General features: G+C 53.6%; 19 protein-coding genes. 9 read left to right on the plus strand and 10 right to left on the minus strand.

Annotated elements, in window-relative coordinates:
* Positions 1-33 precede the first annotated feature (33 nt).
* Positions 34-1,161 carry a ribonuclease D gene (gene rnd, locus ACI2I2_RS04270; protein ID WP_404656768.1) on the plus strand — a complete coding sequence of 376 codons (1,128 nt, stop codon included), beginning with the start codon at positions 34-36 and terminating at the stop codon, positions 1,159-1,161.
* A 109-nt stretch (positions 1,162-1,270) separates the two neighbouring features.
* Here rnd and minE read toward each other — a convergent pair whose 3' ends face one another.
* The 3 genes from minE to minC are packed head-to-tail and all read right to left on the minus strand — an operon-like array spanning position 1,271 to position 3,078.
* Positions 1,271-1,540, minus strand: coding sequence for a cell division topological specificity factor MinE (minE, locus tag ACI2I2_RS04275; RefSeq protein WP_064544824.1), 270 nt, complete (start codon positions 1,538-1,540; stop codon positions 1,271-1,273).
* A 3-nt stretch (positions 1,541-1,543) separates the two neighbouring features.
* A complete protein-coding gene (minD, locus tag ACI2I2_RS04280) occupies positions 1,544-2,356 on the minus strand; it encodes a septum site-determining protein MinD (protein WP_330983561.1) in 813 nt (270 codons plus the stop codon).
* A 23-nt stretch (positions 2,357-2,379) separates the two neighbouring features.
* Positions 2,380-3,078 (minus strand): septum site-determining protein MinC, encoded by a 699-nt coding sequence (gene minC, locus ACI2I2_RS04285; RefSeq protein WP_404656769.1) that lies wholly within the window; start codon positions 3,076-3,078, stop codon positions 2,380-2,382.
* 126 nt (positions 3,079-3,204) lie between these two features.
* Between minC and ACI2I2_RS04290 the strand changes: the two genes are divergently transcribed.
* The 3 genes from ACI2I2_RS04290 to ACI2I2_RS04300 all read left to right on the plus strand — a co-directional run bounded on the left by ACI2I2_RS04290 (position 3,205) and on the right by ACI2I2_RS04300 (position 4,697).
* Complete coding sequence (locus ACI2I2_RS04290) at positions 3,205-3,480, plus strand: YcgL domain-containing protein (protein ID WP_404656770.1); 276 nt, start codon at positions 3,205-3,207, stop codon at positions 3,478-3,480.
* 19 nt (positions 3,481-3,499) lie between these two features.
* Positions 3,500-4,159 carry a fumarylacetoacetate hydrolase family protein gene (locus ACI2I2_RS04295; protein WP_404656771.1) on the plus strand — a complete coding sequence of 220 codons (660 nt, stop codon included), beginning with the start codon at positions 3,500-3,502 and terminating at the stop codon, positions 4,157-4,159.
* 94 nt (positions 4,160-4,253) lie between these two features.
* Positions 4,254-4,697: a cysteine cluster protein YcgN gene (locus tag ACI2I2_RS04300; protein WP_404656772.1), complete on the plus strand. Its 444-nt coding sequence runs from the start codon at positions 4,254-4,256 to the stop codon at positions 4,695-4,697.
* A gap of 63 nt (positions 4,698-4,760) precedes the next feature.
* On the opposite strand, the gene ACI2I2_RS04305 is transcribed toward ACI2I2_RS04300, so the two are convergent.
* The 3 genes from ACI2I2_RS04305 to nhaB all read right to left on the minus strand — a co-directional run bounded on the left by ACI2I2_RS04305 (position 4,761) and on the right by nhaB (position 9,417).
* Positions 4,761-6,950 carry a TonB-dependent siderophore receptor gene (locus ACI2I2_RS04305; protein ID WP_404656773.1) on the minus strand — a complete coding sequence of 730 codons (2,190 nt, stop codon included), beginning with the start codon at positions 6,948-6,950 and terminating at the stop codon, positions 4,761-4,763.
* A 244-nt stretch (positions 6,951-7,194) separates the two neighbouring features.
* Positions 7,195-7,725 (minus strand): disulfide bond formation protein DsbB, encoded by a 531-nt coding sequence (gene dsbB, locus ACI2I2_RS04310; protein WP_404656774.1) that lies wholly within the window; start codon positions 7,723-7,725, stop codon positions 7,195-7,197.
* A gap of 135 nt (positions 7,726-7,860) precedes the next feature.
* A complete protein-coding gene (gene nhaB, locus ACI2I2_RS04315; RefSeq protein WP_404656775.1) occupies positions 7,861-9,417 on the minus strand; it encodes a Na(+)/H(+) antiporter NhaB in 1,557 nt (518 codons plus the stop codon).
* A 214-nt stretch (positions 9,418-9,631) separates the two neighbouring features.
* On the opposite strand from nhaB, the gene fadR reads away from it, so the two are divergent.
* Positions 9,632-10,351, plus strand: a complete 720-nt coding sequence (fadR, locus tag ACI2I2_RS04320) for a fatty acid metabolism transcriptional regulator FadR (RefSeq protein ID WP_404656776.1) — start codon at positions 9,632-9,634, stop codon at positions 10,349-10,351.
* Positions 10,352-10,406: 55 nt separating this feature from the next.
* Here fadR and ACI2I2_RS04325 read toward each other — a convergent pair whose 3' ends face one another.
* Positions 10,407-11,939 carry a SpoVR family protein gene (locus tag ACI2I2_RS04325; RefSeq protein ID WP_404656777.1) on the minus strand — a complete coding sequence of 511 codons (1,533 nt, stop codon included), beginning with the start codon at positions 11,937-11,939 and terminating at the stop codon, positions 10,407-10,409.
* Between the two features lie 319 nt (positions 11,940-12,258).
* Here ACI2I2_RS04325 and ACI2I2_RS04330 point away from each other — a divergent pair, with 319 nt between their 5' ends.
* Positions 12,259-13,557, plus strand: coding sequence for a D-amino acid dehydrogenase (locus tag ACI2I2_RS04330; protein WP_404656778.1), 1,299 nt, complete (start codon positions 12,259-12,261; stop codon positions 13,555-13,557).
* 9 nt (positions 13,558-13,566) lie between these two features.
* Positions 13,567-14,637, plus strand: a complete 1,071-nt coding sequence (dadX, locus tag ACI2I2_RS04335) for a catabolic alanine racemase DadX (RefSeq protein ID WP_404656779.1) — start codon at positions 13,567-13,569, stop codon at positions 14,635-14,637.
* A 120-nt stretch (positions 14,638-14,757) separates the two neighbouring features.
* Here dadX and ACI2I2_RS04340 read toward each other — a convergent pair whose 3' ends face one another.
* Both ACI2I2_RS04340 and ldcA read right to left on the minus strand, forming a co-directional pair.
* Positions 14,758-16,491 (minus strand): potassium/proton antiporter, encoded by a 1,734-nt coding sequence (locus ACI2I2_RS04340; RefSeq protein ID WP_404656780.1) that lies wholly within the window; start codon positions 16,489-16,491, stop codon positions 14,758-14,760.
* Between the two features lie 98 nt (positions 16,492-16,589).
* Positions 16,590-17,501 (minus strand): muramoyltetrapeptide carboxypeptidase, encoded by a 912-nt coding sequence (gene ldcA / locus ACI2I2_RS04345; protein ID WP_404656781.1) that lies wholly within the window; start codon positions 17,499-17,501, stop codon positions 16,590-16,592.
* A 93-nt stretch (positions 17,502-17,594) separates the two neighbouring features.
* Here ldcA and emtA point away from each other — a divergent pair, with 93 nt between their 5' ends.
* Positions 17,595-18,215, plus strand: coding sequence for a membrane-bound lytic murein transglycosylase EmtA (emtA, locus tag ACI2I2_RS04350; RefSeq protein WP_404656782.1), 621 nt, complete (start codon positions 17,595-17,597; stop codon positions 18,213-18,215).
* On the opposite strand, the gene ACI2I2_RS04355 is transcribed toward emtA, so the two are convergent.
* Positions 18,212-18,943 carry a flagellar brake protein gene (locus tag ACI2I2_RS04355; RefSeq protein ID WP_404656783.1) on the minus strand — a complete coding sequence of 244 codons (732 nt, stop codon included), beginning with the start codon at positions 18,941-18,943 and terminating at the stop codon, positions 18,212-18,214. The genes emtA and ACI2I2_RS04355 overlap by 4 nt on opposite strands.
* A gap of 204 nt (positions 18,944-19,147) precedes the next feature.
* Here ACI2I2_RS04355 and ACI2I2_RS04360 point away from each other — a divergent pair, with 204 nt between their 5' ends.
* Positions 19,148-19,402 (plus strand): GlsB/YeaQ/YmgE family stress response membrane protein, encoded by a 255-nt coding sequence (locus ACI2I2_RS04360; RefSeq protein WP_404656784.1) that lies wholly within the window; start codon positions 19,148-19,150, stop codon positions 19,400-19,402.
* The last annotated feature ends 78 nt before the right edge of the window (positions 19,403-19,480 follow it).

A 19,480-nucleotide genomic window follows, 5' to 3' on the forward strand; every position in this document is an offset into this window, starting at 1 on the left:
TTTTTTATGGGCGCAAACCCTAGAGAAGACAAATTGAATTATCAGATGATCACCGAGGACGCTGCACTGCAGGCTGCTTGTGAAGCGGCGCGCGACGTCCCAGCTATTGCGCTGGACACCGAATTTGTTCGCACCCGTACGTATTATCCGCAGTTGGGCCTGATTCAGATGTTTGATGGCAATCAGGTGGTGTTGATTGACCCGCTGACCATCAACGACTGGCGTCCTTTTAAAGCGTTAATGCAGGACAAAAATGTCACCAAATATTTGCACGCGGGCAGCGAAGACCTTGAAGTTTTCCTGAATGCGTTTGGGGAATTGCCCGATCCGCTGATCGACACACAAGTTCTGGCTGCCTTCTGCGGTCGTCCAATGTCGTGGGGCTTTGCCGCAATGGTGGAAGAGTACACCGGCATTGCACTGGATAAGAGTGAATCCCGTACCGACTGGCTGGCGCGCCCACTGACAGAGCGTCAGTGCGATTACGCGGCGGCAGACGTCTGGTATCTACTGCCGATTGCCAAAAAGCTGATGGATGAAACTCACACCAGCGGCTGGTTGCCAGCGGCGCTCGATGAATGCCGTCTGATGATGCAGCGCCGCCAGGAAGTCGTCGACCCGTCTGATGCGTGGCGTGATATCACCAACGCTTCCCAGCTGCGCACGCGTCAGCTCGCCTGTCTCAAGTTGTTGGCGGACTGGCGTTTGCGCAAAGCACGTGAGCGTAATCTGGCGGTGAATTTCGTGGTTCGTGAAGAACACTTATGGAGAGTGGCGCGCTACATGCCGGGTTCTCTCGGTGAACTCGACAGCCTGGGCCTGTCAGGCAGCGAAATTCGTTTCCATGGCAAAACGTTGATAAGCCTGGTCGAAAAAGCACAAGCACTTCCGGAAGAAGCGCTGCCTGAACCACTGCTGAATCTGATGGACATGCCGAGCTACCGCAAAGTGTTTAAAGCCATTAAAGCCCTGATGCAGGAAGTCAGTACCGAGAAGGGCGTTAGCGTCGAGCTGATGGCCTCGCGTCGACAGATTAATCAGTTGCTGAACTGGCACTGGAAGCTGAAACCGCAGAGTTCGCTGCCAGAACTGGTGTCAGGCTGGCGAGGCGAATTGATGGCCGATCGCCTGAATGCGCTGTTGACTGAGTATCCGGGGTAAAAAATGCCGGGCGGCACTGCGTTTGCCCGGCCTACTTTGTAGCCCCGGTAAGCGTAGCGCCACCGGGGAATCGCAATAAAAAACCCCGGATGTCCGGGGTTTTTTCACATCAGGATTTCGACTCTTCCGCTTCGGGAAGCGTAACGTTGAGTTCGAGAATCGAGATATCGCCATCTTTCTGCTCTAACTGCACGGTGACCATTTCCGGGTCAATCTGCACGTATTTGCAAATCACCTCAAGAATGTCTTTCCTGAGCTGCGGCAGGTAATGCGGCTCGGCGTCACTGCGACGGCGTTCCGCGACGATAATCTGTAAACGTTCTTTCGCGATGTTGGCGGTGTTCTTTTTTCGTGAGAGAAAAAAGTCGAGTAATGCCATAACTTATCCTCCGAACAGGCGTTTGAGGAAACCTTTCTTCTCTTCTTCGATGAAGCGGAAAGGACGTTCTTCTCCCAGCAGACGATCTACCGTATCGGCGTAGGCTTTGCCTGCGTCCGCTTCGGTATCCAGAATAACCGGCTCACCCTGGTTAGAGGCACGAAGGACTGACTGATCTTCCGGGATCACGCCAACCAGTTTAATGCGCAGAATTTCCAGCACATCTTCCATGCTCAACATGTCGCCTTTGCTTACGCGGCCCGGGTTGTAACGGGTCAGCAGGAGATGTTCTTTAATCGGGTCTTCGCCTTTTTCGGCACGACGGGATTTGGACGCCAGAATGCCGAGGATACGGTCGGAGTCACGTACGGAAGAGACTTCCGGGTTGGTGGTGATCACCGCTTCATCGGCGAAATAGAGCGCCATCAGCGCACCGGTTTCGATACCGGCCGGGGAATCACAGACGATGAAGTCAAACTCCATCTTCTTCAGCTCTTCCAGCACTTTTTCAACGCCTTCATAGGTCAGCGCGTCTTTATCGCGAGTCTGCGAAGCCGGGAGAATGTAGAGGTTTTCGGTACGCTTATCTTTAATCAGCGCCTGATTCAGTGTCGCATCACCCTGAATGACGTTAACGAAGTCATACACGACGCGACGTTCGCAACCCATGATCAAATCAAGGTTACGCAGACCGATATCAAAATCGATAACGACAGTTTTCTTTCCCTTCTGGGCCAAACCAGTAGCGATGGCCGCGCTGGAGGTGGTCTTGCCAACGCCCCCTTTACCCGAAGTCACAACAATAATGCGTGCCATAGAAATTCCTTGTTAAAAAGGGATTAGTTTAACGGTTCAATTGTCAGAGCGGCGGCGTCCAGACGCAGACGGACCGCTTTGCCATAATAATCGGCCGGGATATTGTCACTCAGCCAGTAAACCCCTGCGATGGACATCAGTTCTGCCGCAAGGTGGGTACAAAATATTTGTGCTTCTTTGTCGCCACTGGCACCGGCCAGTGCGCGTCCCCGCATCATGCCATAGATGTGAATATTGCCGTCGGCGATCAGTTCTGCGCCTGCGCTGACGTGGCTTGTCACAATCAGATCACAGTTTGGTGCATAAATGCGCTGACCGGAACGAACCGGTGTATCAATCAATCTCGTTTTTGTGACAGGGGTAACAATTGGTGCTGGTGCTGGGGCTTCAACCGGTGCGGCACGGGTGATTTTTTCTTTCCCTTCAGTCAGTAAGGGAATACCCGCGCTGTCGATTTCTGCTTTTAATTGCGGATTTTTACACCCGCTAACGCCCATGATGCGCAAACCTGTTGCGGTAATGGCCTGCTGAAGCGGCTGCCATTTCGTGACATCAACCAGGCTGCTGATATTCACCACAACAGGGGCGTGGCGCAGGAAAGCGGGAGCCTGAGCGATTTTGTCTTCTAACGCCTGACGAATAACCTCGGGTTTTGCCTCGTGCAAATGAACCACGGATAACGTGAAGCTACTGCCTTTAAGTTCGATGGGCGTATTTGACATCCTGGCCTTACTCAATTTTCAATTTATCGCCCGCACCACTGCGGCGATATTCCGAAGACTACAGGGCATGTTATAGTCACAAATATAGAGAGGCAAGTAACCACAGTCTAATTCAGAGTAAAAGTCATGTTTTGTGTGATCTACAGAAGTCCTAAACGAGACCAAACCTACTTATATGTAGAAAAAAAAGACGATTTTTCCCGTGTGCCGGAAGAATTAATGGCGGGATTTGGTCAACCGCAGTTAGCGATGGTTTTGCCCCTGGACGGGCGTAAAAAATTGGTCAATGCCAGTCTGGAAAAGGTCAAAACAGCCCTGAAAGAACAGGGTTATTATCTGCAACTTCCGCCACCGCCGGAAAATTTACTCAAGATTCATCTCCAGGCTAGCGGAAAACAATAACGCAACGACAGGAGCAGGCATGTATCAACATCATAACTGGCAGGGCGCGCTACTGGATTACCCGGTCAGTAAAGTGGTTTGTGTGGGCAGCAATTACGCGAAGCATATTCAGGAAATGGGCAGTGCCACGCCGGAAGAGCCGGTGCTGTTTATTAAACCTGAAACGGCGCTGTGTGATATTCGTCAGCCGTTAGTGCTGCCGGAAGGTCTGGGCTCTGTGCATCACGAAGTCGAACTGGCGATTCTGATTGGCGGAACGTTACGCCAGGCAACAGAAGAGCACGTGATGAAGGCCATCGCAGGTTTTGGTGTCGCGTTGGATCTCACCTTGCGTGATATTCAGGGCAAGATGAAGAAAGCGGGTCAGCCGTGGGAAAAAGCGAAAGGCTTTGATTACTCCTGTCCGATTTCGGGCTTTATTCCTGCGAGTGAGTTTAAAGGCGATCCGCAAAATACCCCGCTCGGGCTGAAAATTAACGGCGAAGTTCGCCAGCAGGGCAGCACGGCTGACATGATCCACAAGATTGTGCCGCTGATTGCCTACATGAGCCGCTTCTTCACCCTGAAAAGTGGCGATGTGATCCTCACCGGGACCCCGGAAGGGGTGGGGCCGCTGAACAGCGGTGATGAGCTTGAAGTGACGTTCAACGGCAACTCGCTAACCACCCGAGTGCTGTAATGCTCCCTTGCCGCCCATCAGGGGCGGCAAAACTTGCATCCGCATGCCAGACTGGTTATAAGGTGCACCCTGGTTTTCAATGGCGGACATTCCTATGAGCAACATCCCTTTCTGGCAAAGCAAAACGCTGGAGCAAATGACCGACGCAGAGTGGGAATCTTTGTGTGACGGCTGCGGCCAGTGCTGCCTGCACAAGCTGATGGATGAAGACAGTGATGAAATCTATTTCACCAACGTCGCCTGCCGCCAGTTGAACATCAAAACCTGCCAGTGTCGGAACTATGAGCGTCGCTTTGAGTATGAGCCGGACTGCATCAAGCTGACGCGTGATAACTTGCCGACGTTTGAATGGCTGCCGCAAACCTGCGCGTATCGCCTGCTGGCGGTAGGAAAACCGCTCCCAGCCTGGCACCCTTTGCTGACGGGGTCAAAAGCGGCAATGCATGGCGAACGTATTTCTGTGCGTAATATTGCAGTGAAAGAGTCTGATGTGGTGGACTGGGAAGATCACATCATGAATCACCCCGGCCGGGGCTAATTCGCAGAATCTAAAAAAATGCCACCCGCACTCGCCGGTGGCATTTTTGTTTAGGGGAAACAATCAGAACAGGACGGAGTAATTCAGACCAAAGGTGCGTCCGCGGCCTTTATAGGTATATAAACCCGGTGCGCCATAAGTTGGGCTGTAAAGCCCCGGAGCACGCTGACCCCAGACTGTGGTGTAGTCTTCATCCAGCAAGTTTTCGACGCTAAAGCTGACTTTGCCCACCGGCAGGGTGTAGCTGCCGAGGAAATCCACCGTGTTATAGCCATCGATTTTTTTGCCGTCTGCATCAGAGACGTCGAATGTTTGCGTGCTTTGCAGACGTAAACCCCAGTCACCCGGCGCCCAGTTCACCCACGCGCTAACTTTAGACGGGCTGGCGCTGTCGACCGTCAGCTTCTGCCATTTGCCGTTTTCACGGGTCTCAGACTTGATGGCATTGAAGTTCGACCCGAGGCTCCAGTCGCTTGCTGTAAAGAAGTAATCGACCTGGCCTTCCACGCCGTAGATACGACGTTTGTCGTCCTCAAGCGTGATGGTCATATCTGTTTTATTGATGTTGATGGTCTTATCCGACAGCGAATAGTAAGCCGCGATTTGCGTGCGCAGGTTATCGCCCGTCAGACGCCAGCCAAGCTCATACGCATTGACCTTAATCCCATCAAGGGTGGAGTCATTCACGTTGACACTGTTGTTCAACTGATAATGGCCATTCACCAGGCTGTAGTTGCCCGACCCGTAATATTTTGCGAGATCAGGAATTTCGAAACCTTGTGAGAAGTTAAACCAAAGCTGCTGGCGCTCAGTGAGATGCCCAAGGATACCGGCGTTGAACAGGAAGTTGTTGTAGTCGGTTTTCCCACCCGGCACGGCATCAGCCGAGGTCGCTTTACCCGTGGCGATGGCTTGCTGTTGCGCGTAGCCGACAAAATCATCAACTTTGTTTTCGGTGTACTGGTAACGCACGCCGCCGGAAAGGGTGATGGCATCAATGTCATAGCTCGCCTGCAGGAAGGGCCCAAGATTGGTGATGCTATACCCCGGATAACGGCCGACGTTATAAGCATTGTCCAGCGTCATGCCGCCGCTGGCTGCTGCTGTGGATAAATCGAAGAATTGTTGGTTGGCATTGAAGGTTTCATGATCGACATCGACGCCCCACGTCAGCATCAGATCATCCACCGGCTTGCTGTTGAGCGTGAGCTTGCCGCCGTAAAAATCTGTCTTCTGCTGCGAAGCGCCAATGCTGGTGACTTTGCCTTTGCTCAGGGTAGGGAAGGGGTAATAAGTCAGGCTCTCGTCGCGGTAATAAATCTGCGCCACCAGCTCCTGGCCCCACACGTCGGTATTGGAATACTGGAGGTTGATCAGATGGCGTTCGGTTCCCGGCAGACGGTCAGAATCGAGGTTGTCTTTATTGTAAGCCTGAGCATCACGGGTGACCGCAGAAAAGTTGTCGCCAAGGAACAGGCCATGTTTGCCGTCTGACTGACTTTTGAAATATTGCGTCGTGAGCTGAAGCTGCTGGTGGTCATCAATGTTGATTGTCCCGGTGCCCATCACGTCCAGGCGGTCGGAATACTGTAAGCCGGTTTGGGTATTGTCGATGATGACTTCATCACCGTTGCCGTCATACCAGCCGCCGTAACGCTGGTACGACACTGACAAACGGCCGGAGGCATTGTCATTGCCACCGCTGATTGCCGCCGCCACGTTTTCATCATGATCGTTATGGCTATTGAACCCGCTTTTAGCGCCAGTCTGGAATTCTACTTCTCTGTCAGGCTGGCCTTTTTTCGTCACGATGTTGATCAGGCCGCCGGTGCTACCGCCGCCGTAGAGCGAAGTGGCACCGGAAATGACTTCAATATGCGCGATGTTAAACGGATCGATAGAATCAAGCTGGCGACTGTCGCTGCGTGAGGAGTTCAGGCGCACGCCATCAACCATCACCATCATTGAACGTCCGCGTAGATTCATGCCGTAGTTGGTGCGCCCCTGGCTGCTGACGTCCATGCCTGGGATCAGCTGAGCCAGCACATCTTTCAGCTCTTTACCGCCCTGAACCTGCTGTTCAATTTCAGCCTGTTCAATCACCCAGGTGGTTTGTGCCATCTCGGCGACGGTGTGGTTGGCACGGCTGGCAGAGACGACCAGCGTATCTTCTTTGTTATCTTCCGCCATGGCCGAGGCGGAAAGCATGGCAAGCAAGCACGGGTTTAACACCCAAAGGCAGGAGCGCTTCATCGTTATGGATCCCCAAAAGTATGACAAGGTGTGTTTAGATATTGATAATAGTTATCGTTATGATATTCATTATTGATAACTTGACAACCTGTTTTGTCACATTTGGTTTCATTATCTCCATGATTTACCCACAGTTTGTGACGGTATTGGCTTGATGAAGGCATAAAAAAACGCGCCCGGAGGCGCGCTTTGATGGAGGAGCAAACATTAAAAAAGGCAACCGGGGTTGCCTTTTTGCTGGTTATTAGCGACCAAACAGGTCACGTTTCTTCGGTTTGAAAGGCTGGGCAATCAGCACCAGCAGCGCGACAATCAGGAATGCCGCGAAGATACCAACCAGCCACTGTGGCATTTCAAGACTCAGAAATTCCCACTGACGCACGGAGCAGTCACCGCTGGCCACGAAGACCTGAGGCAGCCATTTATCCAAAGGCAGCCACGTCGGGAAGCGGGCCGCAAAGTCGCAGGTCTGGAACGGAGAAGGGTGAAGCTGGATCATGGTGTGTTCCCATGCCAGCTGAAGCCCGCGAATCGCGCTGTAAATCCAGATAGCAATGGCGGCAAAACGTAACGGCGATTTTGGTGCGATGGCACCCACAATGCCTGCCCCCATCACACCGAACAGCGCGCAACGCTCGTAGATGCAAAGGACGCAAGGTTTCAGCAGCATCACGTGCTGGAACCACAGCGCCACCATCTCCAACGCAAAAGCGGTCAACGCTAATAACAACCATGCTCCGCGACCGCGCGAGCACTGGTTTAAAAATCGCAACATAATCATTTCCCTGGAACGTGCTAAGACACCGCAGTGTAAACGAAAACATTTACCGCGCCACTATGCCGACCGAAATTATTGCGTAAAAGGGTGTGAAACGCCCGGGAAAATGCCCGGGCGTCAATCAGAGCAGGCTTAATGTAGCGGCAATGGGGTGCTGCTGATAAGGCCTGTGGCCGTCAGCCATTCGGTGTAAGGGATGAGTGTGAGCTCTACACACAGTAACCCGACTAGCGTCAGAACGACGGTATAAGGCAGAGCCATCCACACCATTCTTCCATAGGAAAGGCGAATGAGTGGCGCCAGCGCTGACGTCAGCAGGAACAGGAAGGCGGCCTGGCCGTTCGGGGTGGCAACCGAAGGCAGGTTGGTGCCGGTATTAATGGCGACCGCCAGCATCTCGAACTGTGGCAGGGTAATCGCGCCATGTTCAAGCGCAGTTTTGGCTTCATTGATGTAAACCGTCCCCACAAACACGTTATCGGAAATGGAGGAGAGTAACCCGTTGAACAGATAGAACAGCGACAGCTGAGCGTGCGGAGAAGCTTGCAGCACGAACTCGATAATCGGGGCAAACAGGTGCTGATCGATAATGACCGCCACCACCGCGAAAAACACGGTAAGCAGGGCGGTAAAAGGCAACGCTTCGGTAAAGGCTTTACCAATGGCATGTTCATCCGTCACACCGGTCAGAGACGTCGCCAGAATGATCACCGTCAGACCAATTAAGCCGACTTCGGCAAGATGCAACGCAAGCGCCACCACCAACCAGACACCAATAATGCCCTGAACAACCAGCTTCACTGTTTCCTGGCGCGTACGCTGTTCACGGCTGCGGGTATCATAATCCTTCAGAACTTCACGGACGCTCTCCGGTAACTGCTCGCCGTACCCAAACCATTTGAATTTCTCGACCAACAGGCAGGTCAGCAAGCCGCAGACGAAGACGGGCAAGGTAACAGGCAGCATGCGCAAGAAGAACTCACCAAAATGCCAACCCGCCGTTTTGGCAATGATCAGATTCTGAGGTTCGCCCACCATGGTCATCACGCCGCCCAGTGCGGTCCCGACACCAGCGTGCATCATCAGGCTGCGCAAGAAACCTCGGAATTGCTCGAGAACCTCGCGATTGTGGATCTCAATATGGCTGTCATCGAGCATGTCATTATCGTTAGGGCGAGAGGAAGCGACACGGTGGTAAATGCCATAAAAGCCCACGGCGACGCTGATAATCACCGCCACAACGGTCAAAGCATCAAGGAAAGCGGACAAAAACGCGGCGGCAAGACAAAAAGCGAGCGAAAGGATTTGTTTGCTGCGAATGGTTAACAGCAGGCGCGTGAAAATGAACAGCAGAAGCTGCTTCATGAAATAGATGCCCGCGACCATAAACACCAGCAGCAACAGCACTTCCAGGTTTCCGGCAATCTCCTCGCGCACATGTTCCGCGCTGGTCATGCCAATCGCCACGGCTTCAATCGCCAGCAAACCGCCAGGCAGCAAGGGATAGCATTTCAGGGCCATCGCGAGGGTAAAGATAAACTCCGCCACCAGCAGCCATCCAGCGACGAACGGGTCAATAAAGAAGACAATCGGGTTGATTGCCAGGAAGATGAGAAGCGTGAGCTTGTACCAGTCAGGTGACTGACCCAGAAAATTGCGCCACAGCGCACGAGAAGTTGATATTTCCACGACAGAGTTCCGATCCCGTCAAAAGAATTCAGTTTCCTGAAAGAGAAGAGGAAGTATCGTGCCTGCGCGCGCGGGGATCAAGCGCAGCGGGTGTCTCAATTTTGAGAAAATGAAACGGCGATCCCGTTTAATTGCAGCACTGCGCTATCTGCACCTCATTGGCTCTGGTATGATGAGTGCCATATTTGCAACGCTGTGTAATGGAAATCTCACTATGGTCATTAAGGCGCAGAGCCCGGCGGGTTTCGCGGAAGAGTACATCATTGAAAGTATCTGGAATAACCGCTTTGCCCCTGGAACTATCCTGCCAGCAGAACGCGAACTTTCTGAACTGATCGGTGTAACACGCACAACGTTACGCGAAGTGTTGCAGCGACTGGCCCGCGACGGCTGGTTGACCATACAGCATGGCAAACCGACGAAGGTCAATAATTTCTGGGAAACGTCGGGCTTAAACATTCTCGAAACGCTGGCGCGTCTGGATCACGATCGCGTCCCACAGCTGATTGATAACTTGCTGTCGGTGCGCACCAACATCGCCACCATCTTTATTCGTACCGCTTTCCGCCAGCATCCTGAAGATGCTCTGGCCGTGCTGGCGACGGCGCGTGAAGTGGAAGATCATGCGGATGCGTTCGCTGAACTCGATTACAGCATTTTCCGCGGCCTGGCGTTTGCGTCCGGTAACCCGATTTACGGTCTGATCCTCAACGGCATGAAAGGCCTGTATACCCGCATCGGTCGTCACTATTTTGCCAGCCCTGAAGCACGCAGCCTGGCGCTGGGCTTCTACCATCAGCTGGCGAAAGTGTGCGAGGAAGGTCTGCACGATCAGGTGTACGAAACCGTGCGTCGCTATGGTCATGAGTCTGGTCTTATCTGGCACAAAATGCAGAAAACGCTGCCTGGCGATTTGGCGATGCACAGCCGCTGATCTGGCCGACAAATTTCAGAGAGAAAAAAACCGGGTTTCCCCGGTTTTTTTATGCCTAAAGCAGATTCTGTCTCGGCGGGCAACGCTCCAGCAATTCCACGCTGCCATCGGCGTTTTGCTGCTCAAGCAACACGTCAAATCCCCACAGGCGATGCACATGCTTCAACACTTCCCGACGCCCCATATCCAGCGGCGCGCGGTTGTGCGGCACATAACGCAGCGTCAGCGAACGATCTCCGCGTAAATCCACATTCCAGACCTGAATGTTCGGCTCCAGGTTACTCAGGTTGTACTGGGAAGAGAGACGATTACGAATTTCACGGTAGCCTTCCTCGTTGTGGATCGCTGAGATCTCCAGGAAGTTGTTATGATCGTCATCGAGCACGGTAAACAGCCGGAAATCTCGCATCACTTTCGGTGACAGGAACTGGCTGATAAAGCTTTCATCTTTAAAATCCCGCATCGCGAAATGCAGTGTCTCGAGCCAGTCAGAGCCCGCAATGTCCGGGAACCAGTACCTGTCTTCTTCGGTGGGCGACTGACAAATGCGTTTGATGTCCTGGAACATGGCAAAGCCCAGCGCATACGGGTTGATGCCGCTGTACCAGGGGCTGTTGTACGGCGGCTGGAACACCACGTTGGTATGGCTGTGCAGGAACTCCAGCATAAAGCGCTCAGTCACTTTTCCTTCGTCATACAGGTGATTCAAAATGGTGTAGTGCCAGAATGTCGCCCAGCCTTCGTTCATCACCTGAGTCTGCTTCTGCGGATAAAAATACTGGCTGACTTTGCGCACGATACGCAGGATCTCACGCTGCCAGGACTCCAGCAGCGGCGCGTTTTTCTCCATAAAGTAGAGAATGTTTTCCTGCGGTTCGGAAGGGTAGCGCCGCGCTTCGGCGACAATTTTCTCTTCCTCTTTCTTCGGCAGAGTACGCCACAGGGTATTCACCTGACTTTGCAGATATTCTTCACGGCTTTTTTGCCGGGCTTTCTCCTCCTGCAAGGAGATTTTCTGCGGGCGTTTGTAGCGGTCAACGCCGTAGTTCATCAGCGCATGACATGAGTCGAGCAACTTCTCGACCTCATCCACGCCATAGCGTTCTTCGCACTCGGTAATGTATTTGCGGGCGAAAATCAGGTAATCGACAATCGAGCTGGCATCGGTCCAGCTGCGGAACAGGTAGTTATTCTTGAAGAAAGAGTTATGCCCGTAGCAGGCGTGCGCCATCACCAGCGCCTGCATGGTCATGGTGTTCTCTTCCATCAAATAGGCGATACACGGGTTGGAGTTAATGACGATTTCATACGCCAGCCCTTGCTGCCCGTGTTTGTAGAGCCGCTCCGTTTCGATGAATTTTTTGCCGAACGACCAGTGGGTATAGTTGATAGGCATCCCGACGCTGGAGTAAGCATCCATCATCTGTTCGGAGGTAATGACTTCGATTTGGTGAGGATAGGTGTCAAGACGGTACAGTTTTGCCACCCGATCGATTTCCGCCAGATAGGTGTCCAGCAGTTCGAAGGTCCAGTCGGGTCCATCGCTCAGACGTGTGGTGTCCTTATTCATGGAATCAATCGTAGCCATTAGCGCGCCCTCGTTGTTGATGGCCCTCTCTGTCTGGAGAGCCTCATATCAAGAATAGAACACTCAAAACGTAATGCGCGATCGGCAAAATATTTTCTTCGCGATTTCCCTGCGTCAACGGCGATGTTTTTCATGATTTGCAGAATTTTGTGCTGACGAATTCAGGGCGAGAGCAAAAGATCGCAAATCCTTGCATACCTTTATAGCGCGGCTGGGTGTGAGATAAGTCACCATAAATAAAGCGTATGTTGAATAATATTTTCAACTGGGTTATCAATTTGTAATCAGAAGATTGTTCTTTTACGTATCTGGAGTCGCTATGCGAATCGTCATCCTGGGAAGTGGAGTTGTGGGCGTGGCCAGCGCCTGGTATTTGCGCCAGGACGGGCATGAGGTCACGGTCATCGACAGGGAACCGGGGCCCGCGCTGGAAACCAGCGCGGCTAACGCCGGGCAGATCTCACCGGGCTACGCTGCTCCCTGGGCAGCACCAGGTGTGCCACTGAAAGCCATTAAATGGATGTTCCAGCGCCACGCGCCGCTGGCCATCAGCCTGGATGGCACCCAGTTCCAGTTGAAATGGATGTGGCAGATGCTGCGCAACTGCGACACTCGCCACTATATGGAAAATAAAGGCCGCATGGTGCGGCTCGCGGAATACAGCCGCGACTGCCTGAAAGCCTTGCGCGACACCACGGGCATTGAATACGAAGGTCGTCAGGGCGGCACCTTGCAGCTGTTCCGTACTGAACAACAGTATGAGAACGCCACCCGCGACATCGCCGTGTTACAGGATGCAGGCGTCCCTTATCAGCTGCTCGAAGCCAGCCGTCTGGCGGAAGTTGAACCCGCGCTGGCAGAGGTTGCCCACAAACTCACCGGCGGCCTGCGTCTGCCAAATGATGAAACTGGCGACTGTCAGTTATTCACGCAGCGTCTGGCGAAAATGGCGGAAGAGGCAGGAGTGGTGTTTCGCTTTAATACGCCAGTGGACCGTCTTCTGTCTGAGGGCGACCAGATTTACGGCGTGAAATGCGGCGATGAAATTATTAAAGCGGATGCTTATGTGATGGCGTTCGGCTCATATTCCACCGCGATGCTCAAAGGCATTCTCGATATTCCTGTCTACCCGTTGAAAGGCTACTCACTCACCATTCCGGTGAAAGAAGACAATGGTGCGCCGGTTTCAACTATCCTTGATGAAACTTACAAGATTGCGATCACTCGTTTCGACAATCGTATCCGCGTGGGTGGGATGGCTGAAATTGTCGGCTTTAACACCGAGTTGTTACAGCCACGTCGTGAAACGCTGGAGATGGTAGTACGCGATCTGTTCCCGCGCGGCGGTCACGTTGAGCAGGCGACATTCTGGACAGGTCTGCGTCCGATGACACCAGATGGCACGCCGGTTGTGGGTCGCACTCCCTTTAAAAATCTCTGGACCAACACCGGGCATGGTACGCTCGGCTGGACCATGGCTTGTGGTTCCGGCCAGCTGTTGAGTGACCTTATCTCGGGTCGCACACCGGCCATTCCTTACGATGATTTGAGCGCCGCCCGCTACCAGTCAGGCTTTACGCCGTCGCGCCCACAGCATTTGCACGGCGCGCACAACTAAGGAGCAGTTATGTCTCGTCCTGTTCTTGCCAGCCTTGATTTACAGGCGCTACGGCAGAACCTCTCCGTTGTTCGCCGTGCGGCACCGGATTCTCGCGTCTGGTCAGTGGTTAAGGCCAACGCCTATGGTCACGGTCTGGAGCGTATCTGGGGGGCATTGAACGATACTGATGGTTTCGCGATGCTCAACCTGGAAGAGGCCGTTCTGTTGCGAGAGCGCGGCTGGAAAGGCCCGATCCTGATGCTGGAAGGCTTTTTCCACGCTGAAGATTTACCGCTTTATGACCAGTACCGACTCACCACCACGGTGCACAGCAACTGGCAGCTTAAAGCACTGCAAAATGCGCGCCTGCAGGCTCCGCTGGATGTTTACGTGAAGGTGAACAGCGGCATGAACCGCCTTGGTTTCACGCCCGATAAAATCCATACCGTCTGGAAGCAGCTGCGTGGGATGAGCAACGTCAGCGACATGACGCTGATGTCGCATTTCGCTGATGCAGAAAATCCGGAAGGCATCACTGAAGCAATGGCGCAGATTGAACAAGCGGCAGAAGGGCTTGACTGCCCACGCTCGTTGTCTAACTCCGCCGCCACGCTCTGGCATCCTGAAGCGCATTTCGACTGGGTTCGCCCAGGTATTGTGCTTTATGGCGCGTCCCCGTCCGGGAAATGGCAGGATATCGCCAACAGTGGACTGAAACCGGTGATGACGCTCAGCAGTGAAATCATTGGCGTGCAAAACCTGAAACCGGGTGACACTGTCGGCTATGGTCGCTGTTACACCGCAACGCAGGAACAGCGCATCGGAATAGTGGCTTGCGGTTATGCTGATGGCTATCCGCGTATTGCGCCCGACGGCACGCCGGTGCTGGTGGACGGTGTTCGTACAGGCACAGTAGGGCGCGTCTCGATGGATATGCTGGCAGTCGATTTAACGCCATGCCCGCAGGCCGGTATTGGCACGCCAGTCGAGCTGTGGGGCAAAGAAATTAAAATCGATGATGTGGCAAGCCACTGTGGCACGGTGGGTTATGAATTGATGTGTGCTTTGGCACCGCGCGTGCCCGTGATTACGAGGTAAACAGCAAGGCCTTTTCCTGGGAAAAGGCCTTTAGTGTTTGCACCCTCGCCCCGTGGGAGAGGGCCGGGGAGAGGGCATCAGGCCGCAGAGGACAAGCCGCCACCCGGCAACTCACAAGAGCTAGACAGCTTCCTCTTCGGCGACACGGACACCCACCTTCAGCACTTCATTGTCTTCTTTCTCGGCCACCGTCCACACCATCCCGGCAAATTCAACCTGGTCGCCGACAACCGGGGCGGCGCCGAGCATGTGCTGCACGATTTCGCCCAGCGACTGTTGGTTATCGCGGAATTCTTCCCCGCCGTCGAGACCGTAAATCAGCGCCACATCGGCGAATTTGGCACTGGCTTCCAGAATAAAGTCACCAAAGAAGCGCTGGTCCAGGGCCACCGGCGGCGACTGGCTGAACAGTTTACCGAGCAGTGGTAAATCTCGCTCACGGCCGATGACGCACAGCACATCGCCTTCCTGTAACCGTGTGCTGCCCGTTGGGTGCAGCAGCACGTTATCGCGGAACAGCGCGGCGATACGCGTATCACGCGGCATATGCAGGTCACGCAGGGCAGCGCCCACGCACCATTTGTCGGCGCTTAGTTGGTAGACGAATTGTTCCCACGGGTTTTCCGGGTGAATATCCAGCCCCACGCGCGAGACAGGCCAACCGACTGGCGGGACGACAACTTTGGCTTTTTTCGCCGCCCAGGACAGCGACGTGCCCTGTAACAGCAAGGAAATCAGCACCACGAAGAAGGCGACGTTAAAGAACAGGCGCGCATTTTCAAGCCCGGCCATCATCGGGAAAACGGCAAGAATGATTGGCACAGCACCACGTAATCCAACCCAACTGATGAACACCCGTTCGCGCAGATTAAAACCACGGAAAGGCAGCAGGCCGATGAACACCGAAAGCGGGCGAGCAAAGAAAATCATACCTGCGGAAAGTAACAAGGCTGGAATGGCTATCGGCAGCAGGTCAGAAGGCGTTACCAGCAGGCCGAGCACAAGGAACATGCCGATTTGCGCCAGCCACGCCAGACCATCGAAGTTTTGCAGAATCGCATAACGGTTGCGAATTGGGCGGTTACCCAGCAGAAAACCGCACAGGTAAACGGCCAAAATTCCGCTGCCATCAAGCGTTGTGGTGACACCGAAAATCATGATCCCGCCACTCAGCGCCAGCAGAGGATAAAGCCCCGCAGGCAGTGAAATGCGGTTGATCATCTGCAACAGCAGGTAGCCGCCGCCGAGGCCAATCAGGATGCCCAAACCAAACTGCTGAATGATATGCACGGCAAACATCCAGTTCAGCCCGGCCTGATGCTGTTGGATCATCTCAATCAGGGTGATGGTCAGGAACACCGCCATCGGATCGTTACTGCCAGATTCAATTTCAAGCGTTGAGCCAACACGTTCGTTAAGCCCTTTGCCACCCAGCAGTGAAAACACCGCCGCGGCGTCAGTCGAGCCGACAATCGCGCCAATCAAAAGCCCCTCAATCAAATTCAGCTTGAACAGCCAGGCCGCCATCATGCCGGTCAACCCGGAGGTTATCAGCACGCCAACGGTCGCGAGCGAAAGTGCGGGTCCAAGCGCTACGCGAAACGAACTCGCCTGGGTGCGCATCCCGCCATCCAGCAGGATAACCGCCAGCGCGAGGTTACTGATCATGTAGGCGAAAGGGTAGTTATCAAACGGAATGCCGCCAATGCCGTCGATGCCGGCGAGCATGCCTATGGCGAGGAAAATGACCAGAATCGGGATGCCGAGTCGGGAGGAGAATGAGCTCAATAAAATGCTAAGGGTGACCAGCACCGAACCCAAAATAAACAGACTGATTATTGCTCCAGCATCCAACGTTCACGTACTCCCAGATTTCGCGCGGTTCGAAGAGCTAAAACGTTACCATATTCGTACGTGAAACGATGGATTTATCAGAGATATGAATAGTTTTTTTATTCAGCGATAACCGGATGCCCGCTCAGGGAGAGTGTGGTGGTGTCGCCGTTATGCACTAAACGGCCTTTTGCACCCAACGGCAGCGTCACGGTGCGTTGCTCATGGCCAAAATCCAGCCCGCTGAGCACCGGAATAGCCAGCCGTGACTGAAGATAATCGACCATCACGGGAATGTCGTAGCCATCGTCATACTCATTCGGCTCCGCACCGCTAAAGCTGCCCAGCACAATGGCGTTCTGGCGCGAAAGAATACCGGCATGGAAAAGTTGCAGCAGCATGCGCTCAACGCGGAACGGATGTTCGTTGATGTCTTCCACCACCAAAATGCCGTTTTCGATAGTGGGCAGCCACGGCGTGCCGATAAGTGACACCAACAACGCCAGGTTGCCGCCCCAGACGGTGCCTTCCGTTACGCATTCTGGCCCGTGTCCTGCCCATTCGATGGTGAACTCAGGATTCCGCAAGGCACGCCAGAAGTGATCGACGGTGAAATCGTTAAGCGTTTGTGCACCGAAATTCCCCGCAATCATTGGTCCGCTGAATGTAATCACCCCTTCGCAAAGCAATGCCATCTGAATGGCGGTGAAATCGCTGTGGCCGCAAATCAGTAACGGGTCCTGCTGCTGGCGAGCGGCAAGCGCAGGCCAGTCAATCTTATCGAGTAAGCGACTTACCCCGTAACCGCCGCGCACGGGCATCACTATCGTGTTGTTTCCGGTAAGGGTTGCCAGGGCGTTAATATCCTCTGCTCGCTCGGTCTCGGTGCCAGCAAAACGCTGCTGGCGACGGGTGACAACCTGCTGATTCAGCACCTGGTGACCTTGCGCTTCAAGACGCTGAATACCCAGAGCCGCGGCCTTCTGGTTAATGCAATAGCCCGATGGCGCGATCAGATGAAACAGATTCATGGCAATTCCTTGCAGAGAATGAAACGGTTATCATGCCGCCTGAATAACGCGTTGTCATTATGCGCGGCACATTTCCATCAGAAGGATAGATGCGTGAAATTAAGATGGTTTGCCATTTTGGCTGTTTTGCTTGCAGGCTGTAGCTCGAAACCGAAATACGATTACACTCAACCCCCTTACAACCCGACGGTACCTGTCCAGCGGGCGATGCAATGGATGCCCATCAGTCAAAAAGCTGGCGCGGCCTGGGGGCTTGATCCGAAATTCATCACCGCCATTATCGCCGTGGAATCTGGCGGTAATCCGAATGTCATCAGTAAATCCGGTGCGGTTGGCCTGATGCAGCTCAAACCTTCTACGGCCGGGCGCGAAGTTTATCGCTACATGGGCTGGAGCGGTGATCCTTCTGTCAGCGATTTAAAGAACCCTGAGCGCAATATTTCGATGGGATCGGCATACTTCAGCATTCTTGAGCACGGCGTGCTGGCAGGCATCAAAGACCCGGAAGTGATGCAGTACGCGTTGGTAACTTCTTACGTGAACGGCGCAGGCGCGTTGCTGAGAACCTTCTCTTCCGACCGCAAGAAGGCTATCTCAGAGATTAACGGCATGGATAAAGAAGAGTTCTTCGAGCACATCGTGAGGAACCATCCGTCGCCGCAGGCCCCTCGCTATATCTGGAAAGTGCAAAAGGCCATGGACGCGATTGATTAACGGACTTTATTGGCGCGTTCTCGCGCTTCACGCTCCAGCGAAAAGATAATGCGCTGGAGCGTGCGCTCGATAGCGGGGTTGACGTTAAGAAAGCGGAAACTCAGGCGCGGCGTGCTGATAGTCTCATTTTTGCTGTCCACCACCTTCCGTTCGCTCAGCGAAATCAGTTGAGCATCAAAATGAAATTTTCCCCACTCGCCCATATCCAGTTCCAGCTGTGGGATCATCAGACCATCTTTCAGCAACGCAGGTGGCGCTTCATCCATTAACGCCCCCATGCCGCCGAGTGACAAATCACACAGTCGGAAACGAATTTCGCTTTTATCTGGCAGCTTCGCTTTGCAGTAATAAACCGGGTGAAGCGGGGCGGCAATACGGAAAAACTCCCGGCGCTGAACAAACCACAGCGAAGGCGGCACCGGCATGGTGAATGCGGGAAGATCAAGGAACTGCCCGCTGTTGACCTTCGGCACCGTGAATTCGACTTTTGCCCCCTGAGTTTCAGCGGACAGGGTGATGTTTTCGGCACGAACCACGGCACGGTTTTCATATTCCTGGCTGCCGTAGTCAATGATCAGCGCCTGTGGGGAGATATCGAGAATGCGGCTGATAAACTGGTTTGTGCCCCACGACACGCGCAACGGAATACGATCGCGATGGAGATCGCGCAATACGTTCAACACTGCCAGCGGACTTTGCTTAAGGAATTGCTCATTGTAATGACTCACGCCTGATAGCTCCTGGATGACAGACCATTGGTAAACTATCGGCAGCGCGTTTGAGAACTTAATACAAACAGAACAAAAAAATCTGCGATAAATATTTGAAGAGTGCACCCGCGTTTTAGGAATGTTTACCTATACTTAAGGGAACCGGAGCGCACAATACGCACGTTTTTTCTATGGCTATTGTTTATTTGGAGGATGGTTAAAATGGGTATCATTGCCTGGGTTGTGTTTGGACTGATTGCCGGTGTGATTGCGAAACTGATTATGCCGGGTCGTGACGGCGGCGGCTTCATCCTTACCTGTATTTTAGGGATTGTGGGTGCGGTAGTCGGTGGCTGGCTGGCAACCATGTTTGGGATGGGCGGGAGCGTCACTGGCTTCAACATGCACAGCTTCCTGGTCGCCGTGGTCGGTGCGATTGTGGTGCTGGCCGTGTTCAGATTGTTGCGCCGAAACTAAGTTACTATTTTTGTTGAAAAGGGCAGCCTGCGGGCTGCCCTTTTTTATGCTTCATTGCCCGGCACCGCTGTGCTTGTC

The organism is Scandinavium sp. NPDC088450, assembly GCF_044900545.1.
In the GTDB taxonomy this organism is placed as follows: Bacteria; Pseudomonadota; Gammaproteobacteria; order Enterobacterales; family Enterobacteriaceae; genus Scandinavium.

What these genes read in the sequence shown, in the direction of transcription:
- minE (WP_064544824.1), bottom strand. Translation starts at nt 1,540, where the DNA reads ATGGCATTACTCGACTTTTTTCTCTCACGAAAAAAGAACACCGCCAAC.
- minD (WP_330983561.1), bottom strand. Translation starts at nt 2,356, where the DNA reads ATGGCACGCATTATTGTTGTGACTTCGGGTAAAGGGGGCGTTGGCAAG.
- minC (WP_404656769.1), bottom strand. Translation starts at nt 3,078, where the DNA reads ATGTCAAATACGCCCATCGAACTTAAAGGCAGTAGCTTCACGTTATCC.
- ACI2I2_RS04290 (WP_404656770.1), top strand. Translation starts at nt 3,205, where the DNA reads ATGTTTTGTGTGATCTACAGAAGTCCTAAACGAGACCAAACCTACTTA.
- ACI2I2_RS04295 (WP_404656771.1), top strand. Translation starts at nt 3,500, where the DNA reads ATGTATCAACATCATAACTGGCAGGGCGCGCTACTGGATTACCCGGTC.
- ACI2I2_RS04300 (WP_404656772.1), top strand. Translation starts at nt 4,254, where the DNA reads ATGAGCAACATCCCTTTCTGGCAAAGCAAAACGCTGGAGCAAATGACC.
- ACI2I2_RS04305 (WP_404656773.1), bottom strand. Translation starts at nt 6,950, where the DNA reads ATGAAGCGCTCCTGCCTTTGGGTGTTAAACCCGTGCTTGCTTGCCATG.
- dsbB (WP_404656774.1), bottom strand. Translation starts at nt 7,725, where the DNA reads ATGTTGCGATTTTTAAACCAGTGCTCGCGCGGTCGCGGAGCATGGTTG.
- fadR (WP_404656776.1), top strand. Translation starts at nt 9,632, where the DNA reads ATGGTCATTAAGGCGCAGAGCCCGGCGGGTTTCGCGGAAGAGTACATC.
- ACI2I2_RS04325 (WP_404656777.1), bottom strand. Translation starts at nt 11,939, where the DNA reads ATGGCTACGATTGATTCCATGAATAAGGACACCACACGTCTGAGCGAT.
- ACI2I2_RS04330 (WP_404656778.1), top strand. Translation starts at nt 12,259, where the DNA reads ATGCGAATCGTCATCCTGGGAAGTGGAGTTGTGGGCGTGGCCAGCGCC.
- dadX (WP_404656779.1), top strand. Translation starts at nt 13,567, where the DNA reads ATGTCTCGTCCTGTTCTTGCCAGCCTTGATTTACAGGCGCTACGGCAG.
- ldcA (WP_404656781.1), bottom strand. Translation starts at nt 17,501, where the DNA reads ATGAATCTGTTTCATCTGATCGCGCCATCGGGCTATTGCATTAACCAG.
- ACI2I2_RS04360 (WP_404656784.1), top strand. Translation starts at nt 19,148, where the DNA reads ATGGGTATCATTGCCTGGGTTGTGTTTGGACTGATTGCCGGTGTGATT.